This is a genomic window from Peribacillus sp. FSL P2-0133, from assembly GCF_037975445.1.
Classification (GTDB): Bacteria; Bacillota; Bacilli; order Bacillales; family DSM-1321; genus Peribacillus; species Peribacillus simplex_E.
On sequence record NZ_CP150254.1, the window covers coordinates 4,195,077 to 4,217,098 of the forward strand.

Annotated in this window: 18 protein-coding genes and 1 other annotated feature; of the genes, 2 read left to right on the forward strand and 16 right to left on the reverse strand. The window is 43.5% G+C overall.

All coding sequences use genetic code 11. From position 1 onward, the window contains the following. Positions 1–82 precede the first annotated feature (82 nt). From MKY17_RS20180 to zapA, 8 genes are all read right to left on the reverse strand, one after another. Positions 83–856: an enoyl-CoA hydratase gene (locus MKY17_RS20180; protein WP_098370027.1), complete on the reverse strand. Its 774-nt coding sequence runs from the start codon at positions 854–856 to the stop codon at positions 83–85. Between the two features lie 124 nt (positions 857–980). After that, on the reverse strand, positions 981–1,568 hold the full coding sequence (locus MKY17_RS20185; protein ID WP_098370026.1) for a TetR/AcrR family transcriptional regulator: 588 nt from the start codon (positions 1,566–1,568) through the stop codon (positions 981–983). A gap of 199 nt (positions 1,569–1,767) precedes the next feature. Then, positions 1,768–3,465 (reverse strand): long-chain-fatty-acid--CoA ligase, encoded by a 1,698-nt coding sequence (locus MKY17_RS20190; protein WP_098370025.1) that lies wholly within the window; start codon positions 3,463–3,465, stop codon positions 1,768–1,770. Between the two features lie 290 nt (positions 3,466–3,755). Beyond that, the gene (locus tag MKY17_RS20195) at positions 3,756–4,163 is read right to left on the reverse strand and encodes a DUF350 domain-containing protein (RefSeq protein ID WP_098370024.1); all 408 of its coding nucleotides are present in this window, start codon (positions 4,161–4,163) and stop codon (positions 3,756–3,758) included. A 65-nt stretch (positions 4,164–4,228) separates the two neighbouring features. Then, entirely contained in the window at positions 4,229–6,583 is a 2,355-nt protein-coding gene (locus MKY17_RS20200; RefSeq protein ID WP_098370023.1) for an endonuclease MutS2, read from the reverse strand. A gap of 35 nt (positions 6,584–6,618) precedes the next feature. Continuing rightward, positions 6,619–8,337 (reverse strand): DNA polymerase/3'-5' exonuclease PolX, encoded by a 1,719-nt coding sequence (polX, locus tag MKY17_RS20205; protein ID WP_098370022.1) that lies wholly within the window; start codon positions 8,335–8,337, stop codon positions 6,619–6,621. Positions 8,338–8,547: 210 nt separating this feature from the next. Continuing rightward, a complete protein-coding gene (locus MKY17_RS20210; protein WP_098370021.1) occupies positions 8,548–9,093 on the reverse strand; it encodes a CvpA family protein in 546 nt (181 codons plus the stop codon). 4 nt (positions 9,094–9,097) lie between these two features. Further along, positions 9,098–9,358: a cell division protein ZapA gene (gene zapA, locus MKY17_RS20215; protein ID WP_048678967.1), complete on the reverse strand. Its 261-nt coding sequence runs from the start codon at positions 9,356–9,358 to the stop codon at positions 9,098–9,100. Positions 9,359–9,530: 172 nt separating this feature from the next. On the opposite strand from zapA, the gene rnhC reads away from it, so the two are divergent. After that, positions 9,531–10,490: a ribonuclease HIII gene (gene rnhC, locus MKY17_RS20220; protein ID WP_098370020.1), complete on the forward strand. Its 960-nt coding sequence runs from the start codon at positions 9,531–9,533 to the stop codon at positions 10,488–10,490. Positions 10,491–11,347: 857 nt separating this feature from the next. Here rnhC and pheT read toward each other — a convergent pair. From pheT to MKY17_RS20235, 3 genes are all read right to left on the reverse strand, one after another. Further along, the gene (gene pheT, locus MKY17_RS20225; protein ID WP_339200493.1) at positions 11,348–13,762 is read right to left on the reverse strand and encodes a phenylalanine--tRNA ligase subunit beta; all 2,415 of its coding nucleotides are present in this window, start codon (positions 13,760–13,762) and stop codon (positions 11,348–11,350) included. A 28-nt stretch (positions 13,763–13,790) separates the two neighbouring features. Continuing rightward, entirely contained in the window at positions 13,791–14,831 is a 1,041-nt protein-coding gene (pheS, locus tag MKY17_RS20230) for a phenylalanine--tRNA ligase subunit alpha (RefSeq protein ID WP_098370018.1), read from the reverse strand. 58 nt (positions 14,832–14,889) lie between these two features. After that, positions 14,890–15,131: a binding site (T-box leader), on the reverse strand. A gap of 44 nt (positions 15,132–15,175) precedes the next feature. Next, positions 15,176–15,934: an RNA methyltransferase gene (locus tag MKY17_RS20235; RefSeq protein ID WP_098370017.1), complete on the reverse strand. Its 759-nt coding sequence runs from the start codon at positions 15,932–15,934 to the stop codon at positions 15,176–15,178. Positions 15,935–16,056: 122 nt separating this feature from the next. Between MKY17_RS20235 and sspI the strand changes: the two genes are divergently transcribed. Beyond that, positions 16,057–16,266, forward strand: a complete 210-nt coding sequence (gene sspI / locus MKY17_RS20240; protein WP_061464325.1) for a small acid-soluble spore protein SspI — start codon at positions 16,057–16,059, stop codon at positions 16,264–16,266. A gap of 16 nt (positions 16,267–16,282) precedes the next feature. On the opposite strand, the gene MKY17_RS20245 is transcribed toward sspI, so the two are convergent. The 5 genes from MKY17_RS20245 to glcD form a co-directional block, all read right to left on the reverse strand. Continuing rightward, a complete protein-coding gene (locus tag MKY17_RS20245) occupies positions 16,283–16,666 on the reverse strand; it encodes a general stress protein (protein ID WP_098370016.1) in 384 nt (127 codons plus the stop codon). Between the two features lie 400 nt (positions 16,667–17,066). Beyond that, positions 17,067–17,879, reverse strand: a complete 813-nt coding sequence (locus MKY17_RS20250; RefSeq protein ID WP_098370015.1) for a general stress protein — start codon at positions 17,877–17,879, stop codon at positions 17,067–17,069. Between the two features lie 169 nt (positions 17,880–18,048). Then, positions 18,049–18,978: a YsnF/AvaK domain-containing protein gene (locus tag MKY17_RS20255; protein WP_339200498.1), complete on the reverse strand. Its 930-nt coding sequence runs from the start codon at positions 18,976–18,978 to the stop codon at positions 18,049–18,051. A gap of 232 nt (positions 18,979–19,210) precedes the next feature. Beyond that, entirely contained in the window at positions 19,211–20,536 is a 1,326-nt protein-coding gene (locus MKY17_RS20260; protein ID WP_144551157.1) for a (Fe-S)-binding protein, read from the reverse strand. Beyond that, positions 20,533–21,945, reverse strand: a complete 1,413-nt coding sequence (gene glcD, locus MKY17_RS20265; protein WP_098370012.1) for a glycolate oxidase subunit GlcD — start codon at positions 21,943–21,945, stop codon at positions 20,533–20,535. Before glcD ends, MKY17_RS20260 begins: the two co-directional genes overlap by 4 nt. Positions 21,946–22,022: the final 77 nt, after the last annotated feature.

Genomic DNA, 22,022 nt, shown 5'->3' on the forward strand with positions numbered 1-22,022 from the left:
ATTTTATTGATATATAGTATTGTTCTACAGATTTCATCAAAATCCTGCATGATATATAAAAATAGTTATTTATACCAAATCATCATTTCCCTTTGAATACAGCTTCCCTTTTTTCAATGAAAGCGCTGATTCCTTCTTGTGCATCAGCGGTATCAAAAGCTTGGCTAAAGAGGGCGGCTTCCCTTTCCACACCTTTATGATAGGAATCATGCTTAGAATAATTTAATAACTCAATGGCCGACTTTAAAGCCATTGGGCTTTTCTTGGCAATTTTATGAGCTAGTTCCTTAGCTTTTGGAATCAGTTCTTCATCCGTAAAGGCATGATTCGCCAATCCGCATTGTACAGCTTGGGTACCTGAAATCGGTTCACTTGTAAACAGCATTTCAGCTGCCTTTGCCATGCCTACATAACGAGGAAGACGTTGGGTCCCGGCAAATCCAGGGATTAAGCCCAACTGCAGCTCAGGCAAACCAAGTTTAGCCCTTTCGGTGACCAATCGGATGTGACAGGCCATGGCCAGCTCCAATCCTCCGCCAAGCGCTGCTCCATGGATGGCTGCAATGACCGGTTTTGGAAAAGATTCGATTTTCTCAAATACAGATTGACCATTCTTGGTCAGCTTCTCGAAAGCTTCCCCGTTCTCCACTTCCGTAAACTCTTTAATGTCTGCTCCTGCAGAGAAGAATCTTCCTTCACCATGAATAAGGACAACCCGTACGGCTTCGTCTTTCCCAATATGATCGAAGGCCTGTGAAAGCTCCCCGATGATAGCCGAAGAAAGCGCATTTGCAGGTGCATGATCAATCGTTATAAAAGCCACATGATTTTCGACAGAAAGCTTAAGATATTCCATATCAATCCCTCCAGGCATGCTAGTCGAACTTTTTTGACAATTCAATATGTATCACTTCCCGATAAAGGGGAAGCAGGATTAATCGATTCTTTCGAGGATGGCTAGCCATCCTCTATTTAAATCATTAACTTTTCAGGCCACAGCCGCCAATTAGGAGGCGGTGAACGTCTGGTGCAAGGTCAGGAAGAGAGTACTTTTGCTCATTCATGACCCAAGTCGTCACTGTTTCGTCAATCGTTCCAAAGATCATCTGCCTGGCAAGTAAATTATTTAAATCAGGCAGGAATTCGCCGTTCTCTTTTCCTTCAATAATGATCTGATCGATTAAATTTAAATAGCCTCTTAACACATCATTAATTCTAAGGCGCAATTCTTTATTCGACTGTCTTAATTCCAACTGAGTGACAATTGCTAAATTCACGTCTTCTGAAAGGTTTTTAAAATGTTTTTGGATGAGCACATGCAGTTTATCCGAAGCAGCGGTCTTTCCTTTTATTTCTTCTTCGATCTGTTCCACAAAAGAGCCCATCTTTTCATGGAATAATGATATTAAGATATCTTCTTTATTTTTAAAATATAGATATATGGTGCCATCCGCTACGCCTGCCTGCTTGGCGATTTTGGATACTTGGGCTTGATAGTAACCGTTTTGGGCAATGACGATAACGGCCGCTTCAATAATTTGATTATACTTTGGTCTGTTGCTTTTCACTGGATGTCCCCTTTCAGAAAATGAATGAATCATCATTCATATTTCTATCATAAAATGACGACCCTTTACTGTCAAGCAAAAACTTCTAGGGGTCCTGACATTCACTTCAGTTCATTGTACAGCCCCCATCCATAGGTTGTCCAGCCGTTCTGTAAAACACGGAGCTTTCTTCCGCTGCTCCGTTAAAAGGGGTGCTTGTTTAAGCTTCTTTTCTTTCCTCGGATATTTTTTTCTTTTCTTCCTCGATAAGGACTCTTCTCAGGATCTTTCCTATCGTCGTTTTAGGAAGTTCATCCCTGAATTCATAGCTGCGCGGCACCTTATAGGAAGCCAGGTTCTTTCTGGCAAATTCATTCAATTCCTCTTCAGTGGCCCTGGCATTTTTTTTCAGTACGACATAGGCCTTAACGGTCTCACCGCGATAGGGGTCAGGGATACCTGCAACAACCACTTCCTGTATGGCCTCATGCTCGTATAGCACTTCCTCCACCTCTCGTGGATATATATTGAAACCGCCCGCAATGATTGTATCCTTTTTCCTCTCGACCACAAAAAAGAACCCCTGCTCATCCATATAACCCAGATCTCCTGTAAGCAGCCAGCCATTTTTAAAGGTGTTTTCCGTTTCATCCGGACGGTTCCAATATCCTTGCATTACCTGTGGTCCTTTTATGGCAATTTCGCCTATTTCATTCGGAGGTAGCTCTTCAAAGGTTTCCAGGGACAGAATCGCTGAGTCAGTATCCGGCCACGGCAGCCCAATGCTTCCTTTTACACGCGGCTGATCCCAAATGAAATTAGCATGGGTCACCGGTGAGGTTTCAGAAAGTCCATAGCCTTCTACAAGCTTCCCGCCGGTAATTTTCTCAAACTGCTCTTGAACCTCTATGGGCAATGATGCAGAACCGCTTATACAGGCATTGATGGAAGAAAGGTCATATTTAGCGATATCCGGATGGTTCAAGAGGCCGATATACATCGTTGGCGCTCCTGGAAACATGGTCGGTTTCTGTTTTTGGATGGTTTTAAGCGTCGCTTCGACATCGAACTTTGGCATGATGATCATGGTGTTCCCTTCCATGACGGAAAGAACCAAGACTGTAGTCATACCGTACACATGGAAGAAAGGCAGAATCGCAAGGATCCTTTCCTCACCGCGCTTATTTTTATAAAGCCAGGCATTGCACATTTTCGTATTTGCCAGCAAGTTCTTATGGGTAAGCATGACCCCTTTGGGAAAGCCTGTTGTCCCACCAGTATATTGCAAAAGGGCAAGGTCATTATCCACATCGACCGGCACAGTGACTTCTTCAGTCATCTTTCGTTTCATGATTTCGGAAAATAAATGATGATTCCCTTCATGCTCCACATTGATGACAATGCCGTATTGCTTTTTTTGAATAAAAGGATAGATAAGATTTTTTGGAAAAGGTAAATATTCCTTGATAGCGGTTACAATTATATGTTCTATATCCGTTCTTGATGCCACTGCTGCAACACGGGGAAATAAAATATCCATCGCCAAAATTATTTTAGCTCCGGAATCTTTCATTTGATATTCTAATTCACGTTCGGTATAGGTTGGATTCGTTTGAACCACGACTCCGCCGGCCATCAATATCCCAAAAAAGCCTATGACACCCTGTGGGCAGTTAGGAAGCATGACGGCAACACGTTCACCTTTTTGAAGACCGATACTTTTTAAATAGGCAGCAAACTTTAAAGCAGATTCATGCACTTCCCGGAAAGTTAATTCTTTTCCCTGGAAATGAATCGATACTTTATCGGGGAATTCTTCGGCTGATTCCTTTAAAAAAGAATAAAGAGGTTTATCTTCGTAAGACAAAACAGCGGGTATCTGTTCCGGATAAATAGCTTGCCATGGCTTATTGCTCATTTGCCCCCTCCTTCTGAATATTCTCAATACTCTTTTCATTATAATACAATCGGGATTTTCTTACAATTGCCGAATTTCAGAGTATAAAGACCCTATGATGAGAAATTGACCATTATTATTATACATGCCACCCCCCACTCTTTTTAATGGAACTCAAATAAAAGAAGCGGCACAATGGCCGCTTCAGTTGAAGAATGTCATATAAATGATTCCAAACAGAAAAAAGATTCCGCAACAAACAATTAAGACTTTTGCAAGTTTCTCCACAGCTTACTCCCTCTCGAAGGGCATTAAGAAATCCCTGCGCCGATGACAAAAGATAATGCGATTGATATGATCATCGATAGGAATCCAACTGCCCGATTATCTTTTTGTATCTCTTCATCTATTTTAAATCCAGGAGTCATAAATTCAAAAATGAAATAACCGATCAATAGCAGGACAAATCCGTATACGCCCCAGCCAATCATGGTAATAAGCGAATTCTGATGGAGAATGGACTGTTGGAATACATAGGCGATCCCAAATATTTTACCACCTGTTGCCAACGCGACAGAAAGGTTTCCTTGTTTGATTTCCTCCCAGTTCTTGTACTTTGTGACAAGTTCAAAAATGGCTAAAAAAACAATCATGCACAGAATAACGACACTGTAACGAGCAGCTATATATACATATTCATTTTCCCACATGTTCACCATGGTCCAACTCCCGAATGGTAACTAGCCACCCGGCTTGGCTGAATGGCCGGAGTGACCGCTTTCCTTTATTTAAATTCCACCACCGTAACACCTGTTCCGCCTTCACCGGCTTCGCCGAAGCGAATCCTTTTGACAGAGCGGTGATTTTTCAAGTATTCCTGGACCCCGGACCGAAGAGCACCCGTTCCTTTACCATGAATGATGGAAACACTCGAATAACCGGCCAAAAGAGCATCATCAATGTACTTTTCCACTCTTGATATTGCATTTTCAAAGCGTTCTCCACGGAGGTCAAGTTCGACGCTAACGTGATAATCGCGGCCTTTGATCGTGGTGAGTGGCTTTGTTTCTTTTACTTTTGTGGCCTTGATGAATTCCAGGTCAGACTCCTTCACCTTCATTTTCATGATGCCGATTTGAACCTGCCATTCATTATTTGAGACCTTCTCGATCAAGTGACCTTTTTGACCGAAGCTTACGACCTTTACTTCATCTCCAGGTTTCAAGCTTTTATCCAGCGGCCTTGCAGCTTTATTTGATGTTTTTTTCACTTTTGGCGCTGCTTCTTCAAGCCGCTTTTTGGCATCGATCAGTTCATGCTCTTTAACATCGGCATGCTTTTCAAGTCGCAGTTTACGTAAGTCGGCAATAATCGCTTCCGCTTCCTTTTGTGCATTTTCAACGATTGCCGCTGCCTCTTTTGCTGCCTTTTCAACCATCGCATCCCGTTCTTCATGGTATTCACCAATTTGCCTTTGAAGGTCTTTATGAAGTATTTCCGCCTGTTCCAGGTGATTCTTGGCTTCCTGTTCTTCTTCTTCGGCCTTTTTGCGGCTGTCTTCAAGGGACGCTATCATATTCTCAACTTTATTCGTATCCTCACCAATATGGCTGCGGGCGCTGCTTATCACGCTTTCTTCCAAACCAAGACGTTTGGAAATTTCAAACGCATTACTCCTACCTGGTACACCGATCAAAAGTTTATAGGTGGGACTCAAGGTTTCCACATTAAATTCGACGCTTGCATTAATGACGCCTTCCCGATCATATCCATACGCCTTTAATTCCGGATAATGTGTCGTTGCAATCACACGTGCTCCGCGCTTATACACTTCATCCAAAATGGAAATGGCCAAAGCGGCACCTTCCTGTGGGTCAGTTCCCGCTCCAAGCTCATCGAATAAAACAAGGCTGTCATAATCGACATGCTTAAGGATATCGACAATATTGACCATATGCGAAGAGAATGTACTTAAGCTTTGTTCAATCGACTGTTCATCGCCAATATCGGCATAAACAGAGGAAAACACAGCCGTTTCGGAACCATCCAGCGCAGGGATTTGCAGACCGGACTGGGCCATTAACGTACAGAGGCCAATCGTTTTCAGGGTAACCGTCTTACCACCTGTATTCGGACCGGTGATGACGATTGTCGTAAATTCATCACCAAGAAAAATATCATTGGCCACGACAACATCACTCGGAATGAGCGGGTGTTTCGCTTTGAATAATTTCACGCGTCCCTCATTATTCAGAATCGGCTTGGACCCTTTTATCGCTTTTGCATACTTTGCCTTGGCGACAAGGAAATCGATTTGTGCAAGCACTTTGACATTATGAAGCAATTCAGGTGTGTACGCACCGACTTTTTCCGATAGTTCGACCAATATCCGTTCTATCTCCTGCGTTTCCTTCACTCGGGTTTCCTGCAGGGCATTATTCAGCTGTACGATTGCTTGCGGTTCAATGAACAGCGTCTGCCCTGATGAGGATTGATCATGGATGATCCCGCCATACACACTCCGGTATTCCTGTTTTACCGGGATGACGAATCGGTCATTCCGGATGGTGATGATGGCATCGGATAACATTGTTGATGCATTTGAAGAACGGATCATGCTTTCTAGTTTTTCCCTGACGCGGCTTTCGTTCGTCCGAATTTGGTTTCTTAAGGTACGAAGCTTGTCGCTGGCAGAATCCATCACTTCACCATGTTCGCTTATTGCATACGTAATTTCCTGCTGCAAATCTATCAATGGATGAAGGGAATCGATATATTCGGCCAAAAGCGGAACATCAATTTCCTGCTCTGCAAGTTCTTCAAAGAAACGGCTGAGGATCCTGCCGGCACGAATCGTACTCGCAAGTTCCATCAATTCCATCGGTGAGAGCATTCCGCCAATCTGTGCCCTTTTTGCATGCGGACGGATATCAAAAATCCCGCCCAATGGCATGTTACCTTTCAACCGGACGATTTTGGCTGACTCATCTGTTTCTTCCTGCCATCTCGACACCTCTTCAAAATCCGTGGAAGGCATCAATTGCTTTGCCTTTTCTTTTCCTATGGATGAGGATGCGTGTGAAATTAATTGTTCTTTTATTTTATGAAATTCCAATGTCTTTAAAGCTTTATTATGCATGGAGTTAAAGCTCCTCCTTATTTATGGGCAAATAGTTAATCATTTCTCTTTAAAAACGCCAATAATCCATCCGTATCCCTTGCATTAAGAACCGTTGATTCTTTAATCCAGCCTTTTTTAGCTGATGAGACCCCAACAGGCATATGTTCAAGCATGTCGATGCTGTGGGCATCCGTATTGATCACGATCGGAACGCCTGCTTCCTGTGCCTTGCGCAGATGGGGAGGTGCCAAATCCAATCGGTTCGGGTTCGCATTCAATTCCAAGGCAGTATTCGTTTCACGGGCCAGTTCGATCAGCATCTCTATATCAACATCATATCCGGCTCGTCTGCCGATGATCCTTCCCGTTGGATGGGCAATGATATCTACATGAGGATTATTCAGAGCCGTTTTTAAGCGCTCCATGATCGTTTCCCTAGGCTGTGAAAAGCTTGAGTGAATCGATGCGATCACCAAATCCATCTCTGCAAGCAGCTCATCGTCATAATCAAGGGTCCCATCAGGAAGTATATCCATCTCAATCCCTGAAAGAACGGTAAAGTCAGCGTATTTTTCATTTAGTTCATGGATGATACGTTTTTGTTCACGTAAACGTTCCGCGGTCAAGCCGTTCGCCACTTTCAGATATTGCGAATGATCGGTGATGGCCATATACCGATACCCTTTTGCACGGCATGCTTCAATCATTTCTTCAATCGTATGGGCCCCATCACTCCATGTGGTATGCATATGCAGGTCACCTTTGATGGCCTCTAAAGATATGAGAGGTTCATTAGCATCATAATGCTCCACTTCCGTTCCGTCTTCACGCAGTTCTGGCGGAATGAAGGGAAGACCAAAATGATTATAAAATTGTTCTTCCGTTTCAAACGTCAATACATCACCGGTTTCAGCCACTTCCACCCCATATTCGCTGATTTTCTCGCCGCGATCTTTAGCAAGCTGGCGCATCCGCACATTATGATCCTTCGAACCTGTAAAATGATGGAGTGTCGTGATAAATTCCTGATCCTTCACGATTCGGAAATCGACAGAAATATCATATTCATAATCAAGCACGACCGATACTTTTGTATCACCGGCCGCAATCACCTGCTTTATCCCCGTTAATGCAAGCAGTTGATCCTTAACTTCTTCGGGATGATCTGTCGAGATGATGAAATCGAGGTCCTTGATGGTTTCCCTCATACGCCGGATGCTGCCGGCCCTGGAAGAACGGATGATGTATTCCATGTTAGCAAGGGCCGTTTCAATATCATCCGCAATCGGCCTCATGAAGGCAAGGGGCAGCCGATCGGGCCTTGAACCCGCCTCGGCAATTGCAGACAGGATCTTCTCTTCCGTTTTTTTGCCGAAACCGGCAAGCGCCGCGACCCTGCCTTCTTCACAGGCGATTTTAAGATCATTCACATCATTGACATGCAGCTCTTTATGAAGCTTGGCAATTTTCTTCCCGCCCAGACCTTGAAGCTGCAGAAGCGGAATCAATCCTTTTGGCACCTGCTCCTGCAGCTCTTCAAGTACGGTCGATTTCCCCTCATTTATATACTCTTCGATGACGGAGGCCGTTCCTTTCCCGATTCCATTTAAAGCGGTAAAGTCAGCGATGGCTGAAAGGCTCCGTTCGTCCGTTTCCAAGGCGCCAGCTGCCTTTCGGAAAGCTGAAACCTTGAACGGGTTCTCTCCTTTTAGTTCCATATATATTGCAATTTTTTCTAATAGTTTAATGATATCTTTTTTATTAATTGTCATTTAATTCACCGCCGAAAAAATTAGTAGGGTGTCCATTGTTCACTTTCTTAAAGATACCTTTCTTGGAGGTAAAGTACAAGCAGTCAGATTCTTAACTTTCGAATCAAATAGGGGGAAGTTACATGCTGCTACATAAAAAGGGGCCTCCCCCGTTCAAAGTATAGGAATCCAGGACTTTGAGAAAGGGAGGCAGGCCCTCTTATACTGACATTAAGATTGTTTTACATCATTAAACCAAAGTTCCTTCACTTGCTCGGAAAGGAACGGCGTATGTTTCACGATCGATTCTGCCAAAAATGAGCCAGTTAATGGTTTCTGGATGGAATCCATTGGCAGCATGGCAGCTATATATAATATAATAAACATGATAAGATAGACTTCGAGAAACCCCAATATCCCTCCACCCCAGCGATTCAGCTGCTTTAATATCGGTAGGTGGGTAATGAAATTGAGCATGGATCCTATCATTTGCCAAAGGATCTTGGCAGCAAAGAAAATGATTGCAAAGGCAATTGCATTGTAATACGCCGTATCAAGCCCGACTGTATCGAAAAACATATTAAGGGTCGAGGAATCACCCATCGTTGGGAACGGAATCCACAATTTCAAATTGGGAGCAAGATCTCCGTAAAATACATAAGCGACGATGAAGGCTACAATGAACCCTGTCATATGAACCATTTGTAAAATGAAGCCACGCTTTAAACCGATTAATAAACCGATTAAAAGAATGGCCAGAATTGCTAAATCAAGCATGTACTCAGTCCTTCTCTCTCTTTAATTCCAGTTGAAGCTGGTCTAGTTCATCTTTTAATTTAATATATTCGTGGATGGTATTCACGGCCGTTAGTACCGCTAGCTTGCTTGTATCCAAGTATGGATTTTTCATCCTGATCTCTCTCATTTTTTCGTCAACCATCGAAGCGACCAGGCGCATATGACTTGCGCTTTCTGTGCCGACGATTGTATATGGTTGTCCGTATATATCAACTGTTGTTTTATTTCGTTTATCGTCTGACAAAATGATGCCCCCAATCTAAACAATCCTAATTCTATCATATCATGAAGTTTTTCGTCATGAAAGAGAGTACATCGTCATTTCTCGCATAAAAATTTCAATAATTTGTCAAACGAAAGCGAATTTAGGAAGAAGATCACCTAATAAACAAAATGAAGTTAGGAGCTAACCCATTATGTCCCATGTTGTTTTACTTATCAGTCCTGAACAAATAAAGGCTATGAAGTCCCATTATTCTTCATCCTTGGCCGCCAAGCTGCCGCCGGGGAGCATCTTTTCCGCAAAACCGCCGCTATGTACGGTGACGGCCTATAAATCCGGGAAGGTCCTTTTTCAAGGTAAGAATGCCGAACTAGAAGCGGTAAAATGGCAAAAAGGTACCACCGCTGCGGCTCAAAAGAAAAAAACGGCATCCTCTGCATCAGTCAAGGCCCATCGATATTCGCCGCCTGCAAATATCGGAACCATGTCAGTGATCGGTTCCGATGAGGTCGGAACAGGAGACTATTTCGGCCCGATCACCGTCGTAGCCGTATATGCAAAAAAGGAACAACTCTCACTCTTGAAGGAGCTTGGAGTCCAGGATTCCAAAAATCTGAAAGATCCACAGATCATCGAAATTGCCAAACAGATTAAGGATGTAGTGCCCTTCAGCCTGCTCACATGCGACAACCCGAAATATAATGCGCTGCAGGCAAAGGGAATGTCACAAGGAAAAATGAAGGCACTCCTCCATAACCAGGCAATCAAGAATCTCATGCAAAAAATCCAGCCGGAACAAGCGGAAGCGGTCCTTATTGATCAATTCGCTCAACCAGAGGTATTTTTCAATTACCTCAAAGGCCAAGAACTATTCCAGGCCAATGCCACCTATCTATGTACAAAAGCGGAAGGCATTCATCTTGGAGTAGCAGCCGCATCCATCATTGCCCGATATGCATTCGTCAAACGCTTTGACTTGCTGAGTGAAAAAGCCGGATTCAAAATTCCTAAAGGTGCCGGATTTGCAGTCGATGAAGCGGCCGCAAGATTGATTCATGAAAAAGGAATCGATTCATTACACGAATTCACGAAAACCCACTTCGCCAACACAGAAAAAGCGAAGCGACTATATCAACAGAAATATCAAAAATAGAAGAAAGCGGCTGACCTTCCGGAACAGCCGCCTTTTTCTCGTGAATTCACGCTATTTACTCGTAAATTTACGATTTACTCGTGAGGTTACGCCATTTACTCGTGAATTCACGCTATTTACTTGTAAATTTACGATTTACTCGTGAGTTTGCACCATTTACTCGAGAGTTTACGCCATTTACTCGTGAATTCACGCTATTTACTCGTAAATTTACGATTTACTCGTGAGTTTGCTCCGTTTACTTGTGAGATAGCACCGTTTACTCGTGAATTCACGCTGTTTACTCGTGAGTTTACGCCATTTACTCGTGAGTTTACGCCGTTTACTTGTGAGATAGCACCGTTTACTCGTGAATTCACGCTGTTTACTCGTAAATTTACGATTTACTCGTGAGTTTACGCCATTTACTCGTGAATTCACGCTATTTACTTGTAAATTTACGATTTACTCGTGAGTTTGCACCATTTACTCGTGAGTTTACGCCGTTTACTCGTGAATTTACGATTTACTCGTGAGTTTACGCCATTTACTTGTGAGATAGCACCGTTTACTCGTGAGTTTGCACCGTTTACTCGTGAGTTTGCTCCGTTTACTCGTGAGTTTACACCTTTTACTCGTGAATTCACGCTATTTACTCGTAAATTTACGATTTACTCGTGAGTTTACGCCATTTACTTGTGAGATAGCACCGTTTACTCGTGAATTCACGCCATTTACTCGTGAGTTTGCACCATTTACTCGTGAGTTTACGCCATTTACTCGTGAGATTGCACCGTTTACTCGTGAGTTTGCTCCTTTCACTCGTAAAATCAAAAAAAAGACAGCTCCCCATGTGTCAGGGAGCTGTTTTTTTGGTTTTATCCTCTTAGTTCTGCGCCAGCTTTTTCTTTAACGGCTTCAAGCACTTTATCATGTGCTTTTGTAATGTCCTCGTCCGTTAGAGTACGTTCCGGGTCGAAGTATTTCAGTGAGTAGGCAATGGATTTCTTGCCTTCCTCCATTCTTTCACCTTCGTATAAGTCGAAGATGCTTACTTCTTTCAGCAGTTTGCCACCGGCTTCTTCAATAATATCCTGAATGTCCCCGGCTTTCGTAGCTTGATCCACAACTAGAGCGATATCGCGTGTGGTTGATGGATAGCGCGGAATGGTTTGGTACGCAATCGGCGCGACTTCGGCTTCGGCCAATGCTTTTAAGGAAAGTTCGAAAATGTATGTTTCTTTAATATCCAAGTCTTTTTGGACAGTTGGGTGCACTTGGCCGATAAAGCCAATCACTTCACCATTCAATAGTACTTCCGCTGTCCGTCCTGGATGCATGTCGTTGATTTCAGCTTGGCGATAATTGATTTGATCAGCTAATCCAAGTGTGTCGAATAATGCTTCGATCACGCCTTTGGCTACAAAGAAATCCACTGGTTTCTTTTCGCCTTGCCATAGATGTGACTCCCATAGGCCGGTGATTGCTCCAGCAATATGTTCTTTTTCTTCAGGCAGTTCTTGTTCATCACGCTTAAAGAATACCGAACCGATTTCATACAGTGCCAGTGAATCAATTTGGCGGGCATTGTTATATTTCACGACTTCCAGCAATTGAGGCACGATGCTTAAACGCAGCTGGCTTCTTTCTTCACTCATTGGCATTGCTAATCGAATGGATTCTCTTGCTTCCAATGCGAATTGGGACGCTTTTTCCTGGCTTGTCAGTGAATAGGTCACCGCTTGATAAAGGCCTGCGCCTTCAAGTGTACGGCGTGCCTTCCGCCGTTTAATTTGATAGTCAGTCAATTGGCCTGGGGTTGCAGCACCAATCGGCAGTGTAGCGGGAATGTTATCATATCCAAATAAACGTGCAGCCTCTTCGACTAAATCCGCTTCAATCGTAATATCACCACGGCGCGTCGGGACTGTGATTGTGAATGTTTCATTGTCAAGTTCAACGCCAAATTGCAGACGTTTGAAGATCGATTCCACAACCGATACGGTCATGCTTGTTCCAAGAAGTGTGTTGATTTTTTCAAGAGTGATGCTAATGACCGCAGGTTCCATTGTCAATTCATCAACTTCTGCTGCTCCTTGTAAGACTGTTCCGCCTGCATATTGTGCAATCAATTGTGCAGCACGTTCTCCAGCTTCACGTACACGGGCCGGGTCGACACCTTTTTCAAAGCGGGCACTAGCTTCACTGCGTAATCCATGGTCCTTTGAAGCTTTACGAACTACTGTACCTGCAAAATATGCACTTTCAATAATGATATTCGTCGTATCATTTTTCACTTCGGAATCCGCTCCGCCCATCACACCAGCTATCGCTACTGGCTCACTGCCATTTGTGATCACTAAATGGTCAGGTGTCAAAGTGCGTTCCGCTTCATCCAATGTTACGATTTTTTCAGCATCCTTCGCTCTGCGGATGACGATTTCCTTTGAACCAAAGCGGTCATAATCAAAGGCATGGAGCGGTTGGCCGTATTCAAGTAAAATGTAGTTCGTGATATCCACCACATTATTATGAGGTCGGATACCTGCAGACATCAACCTAGTCTGCATCCAAAGCGGTGAGGGTCCGATCTTGACATCCTTGATGATTTTAGCAATGTATATCGGGTTATCTTCTTTCGCTTCAACTTTGACACTGATATAATCAGTTGCTTTTTCAGCTGCCTCTTCTTTCTCGACAACCGGCCATTTCACTTCCCGTCCTAGAATGGCTGCCACTTCGTATGCAACACCAAGCATGCTCAATGCGTCGGAACGGTTTGGAGTCAGCCCAAGTTCCAGCACTTCATCACTTAGACCAAGTTCCTCCAATGCATCTTTCCCTACTTCCACATCATTAGGGAAGACGAAGATACCTGTAGCATAATCCTTGGAAACGAGCTTGGATTCGAAGCCCAATTCCTGAAGCGAGCAAATCATCCCGTGCGATTCCTCTCCACGAAGTTTCGCTTTCTTGATTTTGAAATTACCTGGAAGGACTGCGCCAACAGTAGCGACTGCGACCTTTTGGCCTTTATCGACATTCGGTGCTCCACAGATGATCTGAACGGGATTTTCGGCCCCGATATCAACTTGGCATTTATTCAATTTATCCGCATTTGGATGCTGTTCACGTTCAATGACATGCCCGATGACGACCCCTTTTAGCCCTTCACTTTTCTTTTCCACCCCTTCAACCTCAATGCCGCTTTTCGTGATTTTGTCAGCTAGCTCCGTCGCATTGATGCCTGAAAGGTCAACATAATCTTGTAACCATTTATATGACACAAACATGGTAGGTCCTCCTTTTTAAAATAAAAATTTATGCTTCGTGATGGTTGAATTGTTTTAAGAATCGAACATCATTCGTATAGAAATGACGGATATCATCCACACCGTACTTCAACATGGCAATCCGTTCCACGCCGATTCCAAATGCGAATCCAGAGTATTTCTTGGAATCGAAGCCAGCCATTTCAAGGACGTTCGGATGAACGATCCCGCCGCCAAGCACTTCGATCCAGCCTGTTTGTTTACATACGCTGCAGCCTTTACCACCACAGATTTTACAAGAAATATCCACTTCGACGGAAGGCTCCGTAAATGGGAAGAAACTTGGACGAAGACGGATTTCTCGGTCTTGCCCGAATACTTTTTTCGCAAATACGTCCAGCGTTCCTTTCAGGTCGCTCATGCTGATGTTCTCATCAATGACCAAGCCCTCAATTTGCTGGAATTGATGGGAGTGTGTAGCATCATCGTTATCACGGCGATATACTTTTCCTGGGCAAATGATTTTAACAGGACCTTGCCCTTTATGTTTTTCCATCGTTCTGGCTTGAACAGGTGAAGTGTGTGTACGCATCAGGATTTCATCCGTTATGTAGAAGGAATCCTGCATATCACGTGCCGGATGGCTTTTTGGCAAGTTAAGTGCCTCGAAGTTGTAGTAGTCGCTTTCGACTTCAGGACCTTCCGCAACGGTATAACCCATACCGATGAATAAGTCTTCGATTTCTTCCACGACACGTGTTAATGGGTGTAGATTCCCCTTGTTAACCGGACGTCCAGGAAGTGTGACGTCAATCGTTTCAGTTGCTAGCTTTGCATTGACTGCCGCAGTTTCTAGTGCTTTTTGTTTCTCCTCGATCTTTGTTGCGATCGCTTCCCTTACATCATTGGCCAGTGCCCCGATTTTCGGGCGTTCTTCGGCAGATAATTTACCCATGCCGCGTAATACCTCAGTGATTGGCCCTTTTTTCCCTAAATAAGCAACTCGGACTTCATTCAGTTCTTTTAATTCGGAAGCGGCGGCAACTTTTTGCAACGCTTCTTCCTGCAGTTCTAGTAAACGTTCCTGCATCATGTCTTCCTCCTTTATTTTCCTTTTGTAAAAATGAACACAAAAAAACCCCAATCCCTAAAGGGACGAGGTTTATGTATCGCGGTACCACCCTTATTAGTGCACGAACAAAAAAACTTCTGCACTCACTTCATTAAAAATAACGGCTCTTCACCGGAACATTTTTCGGACATCATGTCTTCCCAATGCCAACTCGAAAGGTGAATTCCCTTAAGCAGTGCCATAAAAATGCTTTCAGTCAAGGCATTTTTTCCCTGGATATGGTTAACTTAAGCTACTACTCTTTGTCATCGTTGTTTTCATTATAAAATTCTGTTTTATTATATTATAATTCTTCGGCCGTTTCAAATCGATTTTCGTAAATAGTACATTAAAATCCCGGCAGCGATCCCCACATTCAATGATTCGCTTTTTCCGTAGATGGGAATATAAAGGTTTTTAGTCGTTTTCTCCAGTAATTCCTTCGATACTCCTTGGCCTTCATTACCGACCAACAAGGCAAACCGGGAAGACTTTTCCACTTCTTCAAATGGCGATGCGCCTTCTAATGCCGTGCCATATACCGGTGTGCCGCTTTCCTTCAGCTCATCGATGATTTCGAAAAGGTTCCCTTTAATGACAGGCATATGAAAGAGGCTCCCTTGCGTCGAACGGACCACTTTGGGATTATACAAGTCAGCACACCCTTCGCCAAGTATGACTGCATCGATTCCAGCTGCATCCGCTGTCCTGATCATCGTTCCAATATTCCCCGGATCTTGTACAGCATCGATCAACAAAAGTTTATCCGGATTGATGGACGCCATGCTCGTTGATTTCTGTTCACAAACAGCAGCAATTCCCTGCGGGGCTTCGGTATCACAAATCGCCTTCATAATATCATTTTTCACATAAATGAGTTCTGTGCCTTCCACCTTAAAATGTGCAGGCATTTCAGTTTCTTCATTGATGATCACTTCCAAGACGATTTCTTCTTTTAAGGCTTCTTCAACTAGGTGAAAACCCTCGACTAAATATTTACCTGTTTTATCTCGTTCTTTTTTCGTCAAAAGTTTTTTCCATTGCTTAACTTGCGGGTTTTTTACGGATTCAATATATTTCAAGGGTAAACGCTCCTTTAACTTCACACTGATTTTCCTATTATAACGCAATTCACATACATATTGCATGTGAGTTTGTGAAATGCTATTAATGTCAGTCATTATGTGTTAGAGGAGGAATAATTATGAATTTAAACTTACGTAATGCGATCATCCAAAATGTATCTGGAAATTCGCAAGATCAGTTGGAAGACACGATTGTCGATGCCATACAAAATGGCGAGGAAAAAATGCTACCTGGATTGGGAGTCTTATTCGAGGTCATCTGGCAAAATTCATCTGAGCAGGAAAAACAGGAAATGATCACTGCCCTTGAAGCAGGATTAAAAAAATAACAGCCTTCAAAGGCTGTTATTTTTTTGATTTCGCTTCGCAAGCCTTCAGTTCTTCGATGGAGACTTCTTCATCAAGCAGCAAGATGAATTTTTTTGCGCTCACTTCTTCGAGCATCGCTTTTGTCTCATCATAAGAGTAGCCGTATTTCGTGAAAAAGCTGCGTAAATCTCCAGATCCTTCATCTGTGAAGTAGTGGAAGATTCTTAAAAAAAGAGTGTCCTCCTTATCCTGATTGGCGATGATCAGTATATCCGTATGTTCATTTCCAAGCTGCACATTATTTTTTATATTAGCTGCTACTGTCATTTGGGTGCCAGATACGCCTTTAGCTTTTAAGTCTTGAATTGCAGCAAGTAGTTCCGGATTAGAGTCAAAAACACCATATACGTTTTTTTCCATGTTTCTCCCCCTCCTTGTTACTCTACTTAAAATAATACCTTTGTCATTATACCTTGCAGCTTTAACAATAAACAAGCAAATAGTCTATTGAGAATTCCTGACTAATGAACAAGGGAACCCTTTGCCTAAAGGTTTTTTTAAAAAAAACAGCCTGGTTCAGTTTGCAGATAAAAAGGGTTCGAAAAATATATCCTTCATCAAACGAACCAACTGAACCAAAGCAATATCTTCAACTCATCATGTATGATTTCTATCAAAGGGAGACCCCGCGTAAAGCGAATGCCTGGAATGGAAATCAACGTCCCAATTTTACAAGCCATAAAGAAACTGCAGACAAACTCGATTTTCATCTAGTTTGTCTACAGTCTGAACAGCCTTGTGCAGGCAGTTATTTTGCGTATTACAGATTGTCGGTATTAATTCGATTTTTGATGTATTCATCCTGCAAGCCTTCCTCTTGCTGCCCGCTGGCATTCAGGCTCTCGGTCCGATCCAGTGATCCTTGTGCATCAAGGGCTTTATCAGTATCAGCAGAAAACGGGTCTGCATGAGGGTCGCTTGCTAGTGTTCCTTCATTATTCCCTGGTTTTTTCTTCTTGAATTTTTCTGTGGAGTTCCCCCAGATTTCCCTTTCTTGAGCTCGCTTTGTATCCAGCTCTTCATTTCCAAAGATGTTCGCAGAATTCCCATGGAGTTCTTCGCTTCTTCCTGGCTGTGCCTCCACTTCCCCTGTTTGATAGGCATTTGCAGTTGTTTCAGGAAAAAGGTTCGGGTCCGGATTGTTCACCACCCCTGTTTTAAGCGGATTCTCTGCAGGTTCGTCCGTTTCCTCCATGCGATTGGAAGTTATGCTCTCCCGTGCTGTTACGGTTTCCGATTCATCTAACAGAATCAGGAATTTTCCAGCCTCCACTTCATTTATATAAGCGGTGGCTTCACTATCAGCAAGCCCTAACTCACCTAGTCGGTTCCTTATATCTTCAGAACCCTCATTCAGGAAAAAGTGTTTCATCTTATCAATGAAGGAATCCTCGTTAGAGTTAGTAACGACGTCGACATCCGGATCACGCTTTTGATTGACGAAATCCAATTCTTCTTTCTTATCAGCCATTACCGTTATTTCCCCTTCATGGACCCCCTTTTCCTTGAGGGATTGAATAGCCTGGATTATTTCTCTTTCCGTATTAAAAACACCATATAATGTTTTTCCCATGCATCTTCCTCCTCCTATTATTCCGATATTTCTTCTTATGTGTATTTATACCCTGATGGGTGCCAATTAAACAAAAAGGTTTGCCTTCCCTAGGCTCGTACCTTTAATCAGTCTTTTAGACCCAAAAGAAGCCTGCAGTTTTAAAAACTGCAGGCTTTTTTCTTCACCTTTAGAAGCGGTCGGTTCTACGTTCAGTTGCCTTTTTCTCATTTACGATTGATTCATCTGTACTATCAAGCTGGATATCTTCCTTTTTAAGAGTATCCTGAACTTGTTCCGTTTCTTGTACAGCATGTTTCTTGATGACAATTTCATCTGTGACGACCGGCTTTTTCGAAACTTCCAATTTTTCTTCAACTACGGGGATCCGTAATGTTTTCCCATCTTCAATGCTTCCGGTTTCCAGGTTCGCTTCACGTCCTGAATCTGATCTATGCTCGACTGTCACTTCTTCGTGTTCAACAGGGACATTAATCGTTTTATGCTGTTCATTGACTTCTTTGTTAATGACGACTTCTCCTGTCTGAACTCTTTCTTTGTCAATGTTCAGCTGTTCTTCCCGAAGTGTAAGCGTCCTTTCATCCTCTGGCAATTCACGGCCTTGTCCGTTGACTCCATAAACACCTTCTTTATTTAATGCATCGGTTTTTTCAGTGCCATTATATAGTTGGTTGGTGGAATTTGTATCAAGCCGTGTAGCGGCAGTATCCATATTTCCGGTCGTGAATTTATCTCTTGCCGTTCCAAGATGGCCTTCACCTTCTTCTACCAGAACCAGGACTTTTCCATTTTCTACATCAAAGACATGTTCAGCCGCTTCACTATTCGAAAGGCCTGCATTCGCCAATCTTGTTGAAAGGTCTGCCGTATCATCCGGCATGAAGAAACGTGCCACCTTGTCCATAAATGATTCGTCGTTAGGAACATTCGTCATTGTATGAACATCCGTTTCACGTTGAGTGTTCGTGAAATCCAATGTTTCTTCCTTGTCTGCGACGACCGTTATATCGTCCCCTTCAAAGCCCTTTGCTTTAAGTGCATTAATTGCCTGGATCACTTCTGCATTTGATTCATATACTCCATATACTGTTTTATTCATTTTACATTCCTCCTTAGGTTTTGTTGTTTCGTTTAGTGGATGCTATGTATAAACTCTACCCGCTATGAACCTAAGTAAACGAGGAATGAATATTTCATTTATGTTATATCATTTACAAATTGTTCTCGACACAGAACGCTTTTTCAATTGAAATCCAGACTTTTCAAGGGTTTCCCCATTTATAAAAATGTAATGTTTAGCCAAATAATTCTATTTCATTTTTTTTCTTCTATTATAATGCCACAGCCTTTATTAGCAGGTCCGCTATATGCACCGCTTTCGTACATTCTCCCAAGTTTTCCCTCTCGATCCCCAATTGCATTTGCAATAGACAGCCAGGGTTTGCCGTGACAACAATATCGGCCTGAGTCGATTTCGTGTGTTCCATTTTGGAGTCGAGGATATTCATGGACATCTCTGATTCAACAATATTATAAATCCCTGCGGAGCCACAGCACCGATCCGCATCCTTCATTTCCCTGAAGTCGATTCCTTCTATCGATTGAAGGAGAATTCGCGGAGCCAAGGAGGTGTTCATCACATTCCGTAAATGACAGGAATCCTGAAAAGTTACCGATTGAGCCGGCAGTTTTAAGCGAACCTTTTCCTGGAAACGCAAATCAACAAGTATCTCGCTGATATCTTTCAACTTATTTTTAAATGCAACTGCACGGTCATGCCATTCCGGTTCAGCTTGGAGCAAATGGTCATAATCTATGAGAAAAGCTCCACAGCCGCCGGCATTCGTAATGATATAATCAACTTCCTCCGCTTCAAAAGCTTCTATATTACGCTTGGCCAGTTGCTTTGCACCTGCTTTTTCACCACTGTGCCCATGCAGCGCCCCGCAACATGCCTGGGATTTCGGAATCACGATTTCACATCCTGCCAGCTGAAGAAGTTTTAGTGTGGCCTTGTTCGTTTCCAAAAACATGGTATCCATCAAGCAGCCGGAAAAGAAAGCCACCTTTTTGAGCGGGGTTCCGATTGCAGGCAGCCCGGTTGGCCTATTTTTCATTTCTGATTTTTTCGGGACTTTCGGCAGCACCTTTTCCATGGTTGCCAAATTATTCGGAAGCATGTTGAGGACTCCCGTTTTTCGGGCCATGTATTGCAGACCTGATCTCTGATAGAAGCCAAGCAAGCTCGTCATGGCCTGCATTCGCTCCTGGTGCGGGAATAACCCACTAAAAACGGCCTTGCGGATCGTTTTTACAGGGTAACTATGCTTTTTATTCTGATGGATGATATCCCTTGCTTCTTCAAGAAGATGTCCATATTTCACACCTGAAGGACACACAGGTTCACAAGCCCTGCAGCCGAGGCAAAGACTCAATGAACGTTCTACATCCTCATCGGGCTCAATCACACCATCCGCCACCGCTTTCATAAGTGCAATCCGGCCCCTTGGCGAATGGGATTCCTTCAGCCCCGATTCCATATATGTCGGGCAGTGGGGTAAGCAAAAGCCGCAGCGCATACAATTCAACAATTCATCTTCATTCATTTTTTCAGCGAATTGCATGGCGATGGTTTCCCTTTCCTGAACTGTCGTCATGAAGAAACCACCACCCTTTTCCTGGTTTCCTTGGCAAATACTTTGCCGGGATTCATGATGTTATTGGGATCGAAAGCTTGTTTAATCGCTCTCATGGCATCAATCCCTTCTTTCTTCAGCTTCCATTCAAGATAAGGGGCCTTCATCGCCCCTACACCATGTTCACCGGTAATCGTCCCGCCAAGGTCGATAGCCGCGGCAAAAATGTCGGCAAAAGCGAGCTCCACTCTCTCCATTTCCTCATGATCACGAGCGTCGGTAATGCACGTTGGATGCAGGTTCCCATCCCCAGCATGGCCGAAAGTGCAAATGTCCACGTTATGCTTGACAGCAATCTCATTAATCGCCTTAACCATCTTGGCAATTTCCGACCGTGGAACGGTGGCATCCTCCAAAATGGTCGTCGGCTTGAGGCGTGCCAGTGCAGAGAGGGCTGTCCGTCTTGCGGTTTTCAAGGCGGCAGCGTCAGATTCCGTTTCGGCAATTTCCACTGAAACCGCCTTTTCCTGTAGACAAATATCGGCCATCCTTTTCATATCACGTTCCACCACTTCAGGCGGACCATCTTGTTCAATCAGCAGGACGGCTTCCACATTGGTGGGCAAACCGATTTTCGCGAAGTCCTCAACCACGATCAACGTCGGCCGATCCAGAAATTCCAATGTAACTGGAATGATTTTATTTGAAATGATCTTGGCCACTGACTGGGCTGCAGCATCCAGATCTTGATATAAGGCAAGCATCGTCTTTGTCGTTTCCGGCATTGGGATCAGCTTTAAGATCGCTTCCGTTACGATGCCCAAGGTCCCTTCTGACCCGACAAAAAGTTTCGTTAAATCATATCCGGCTACATCTTTGGCAAGCTTGCCCCCTGTTCGAATGATGTCCCCATTCGGAAGGACCACTTCTAGCCCGATGACATAATCACGGGTGACTCCGTACTTTAATCCTCGCAGTCCACCAGAGTTCTCATTAATGTTTCCGCCAATAGTGGAGATTTTCATCGAACTGGGATCCGGCGGATAAAACAATCCCTTTTCTTCAACTGCTGAAATCAAGTCCAATGTGATAAGCCCAGGCTGTACGGTCGCCGTTAAGTTCTCCTCATCTATTTCAAGTAATGAATTCATTCGATTGAATAAAAGCACAAGCCCCCCCTCTGTCGGGCAAGTGCCTCCGCTTAAATTCGTCCCAGACCCGCGTGGAACGATCGGAACATGGTATTCATTGCAAACTTTGACGATGGCTGCGATTTCAGCTGTGCAGCCCGGTTTAATGACAGCATCAGGCATCGCTTGAAACCCTGGCGTTGCATCATATGAATAGACTAGACATTCCACTTTCGAGTCATCGAAATTCTCCTGACCGACGATGGTAAGAAGTAGCTGCTTAACCTGTTTTGTTAACATGTACATCCTCCTCATATAAACATAGGAAATTCGAGATATTTTATATGATGTAAGTATAAGAAAGAAAACACTCAATC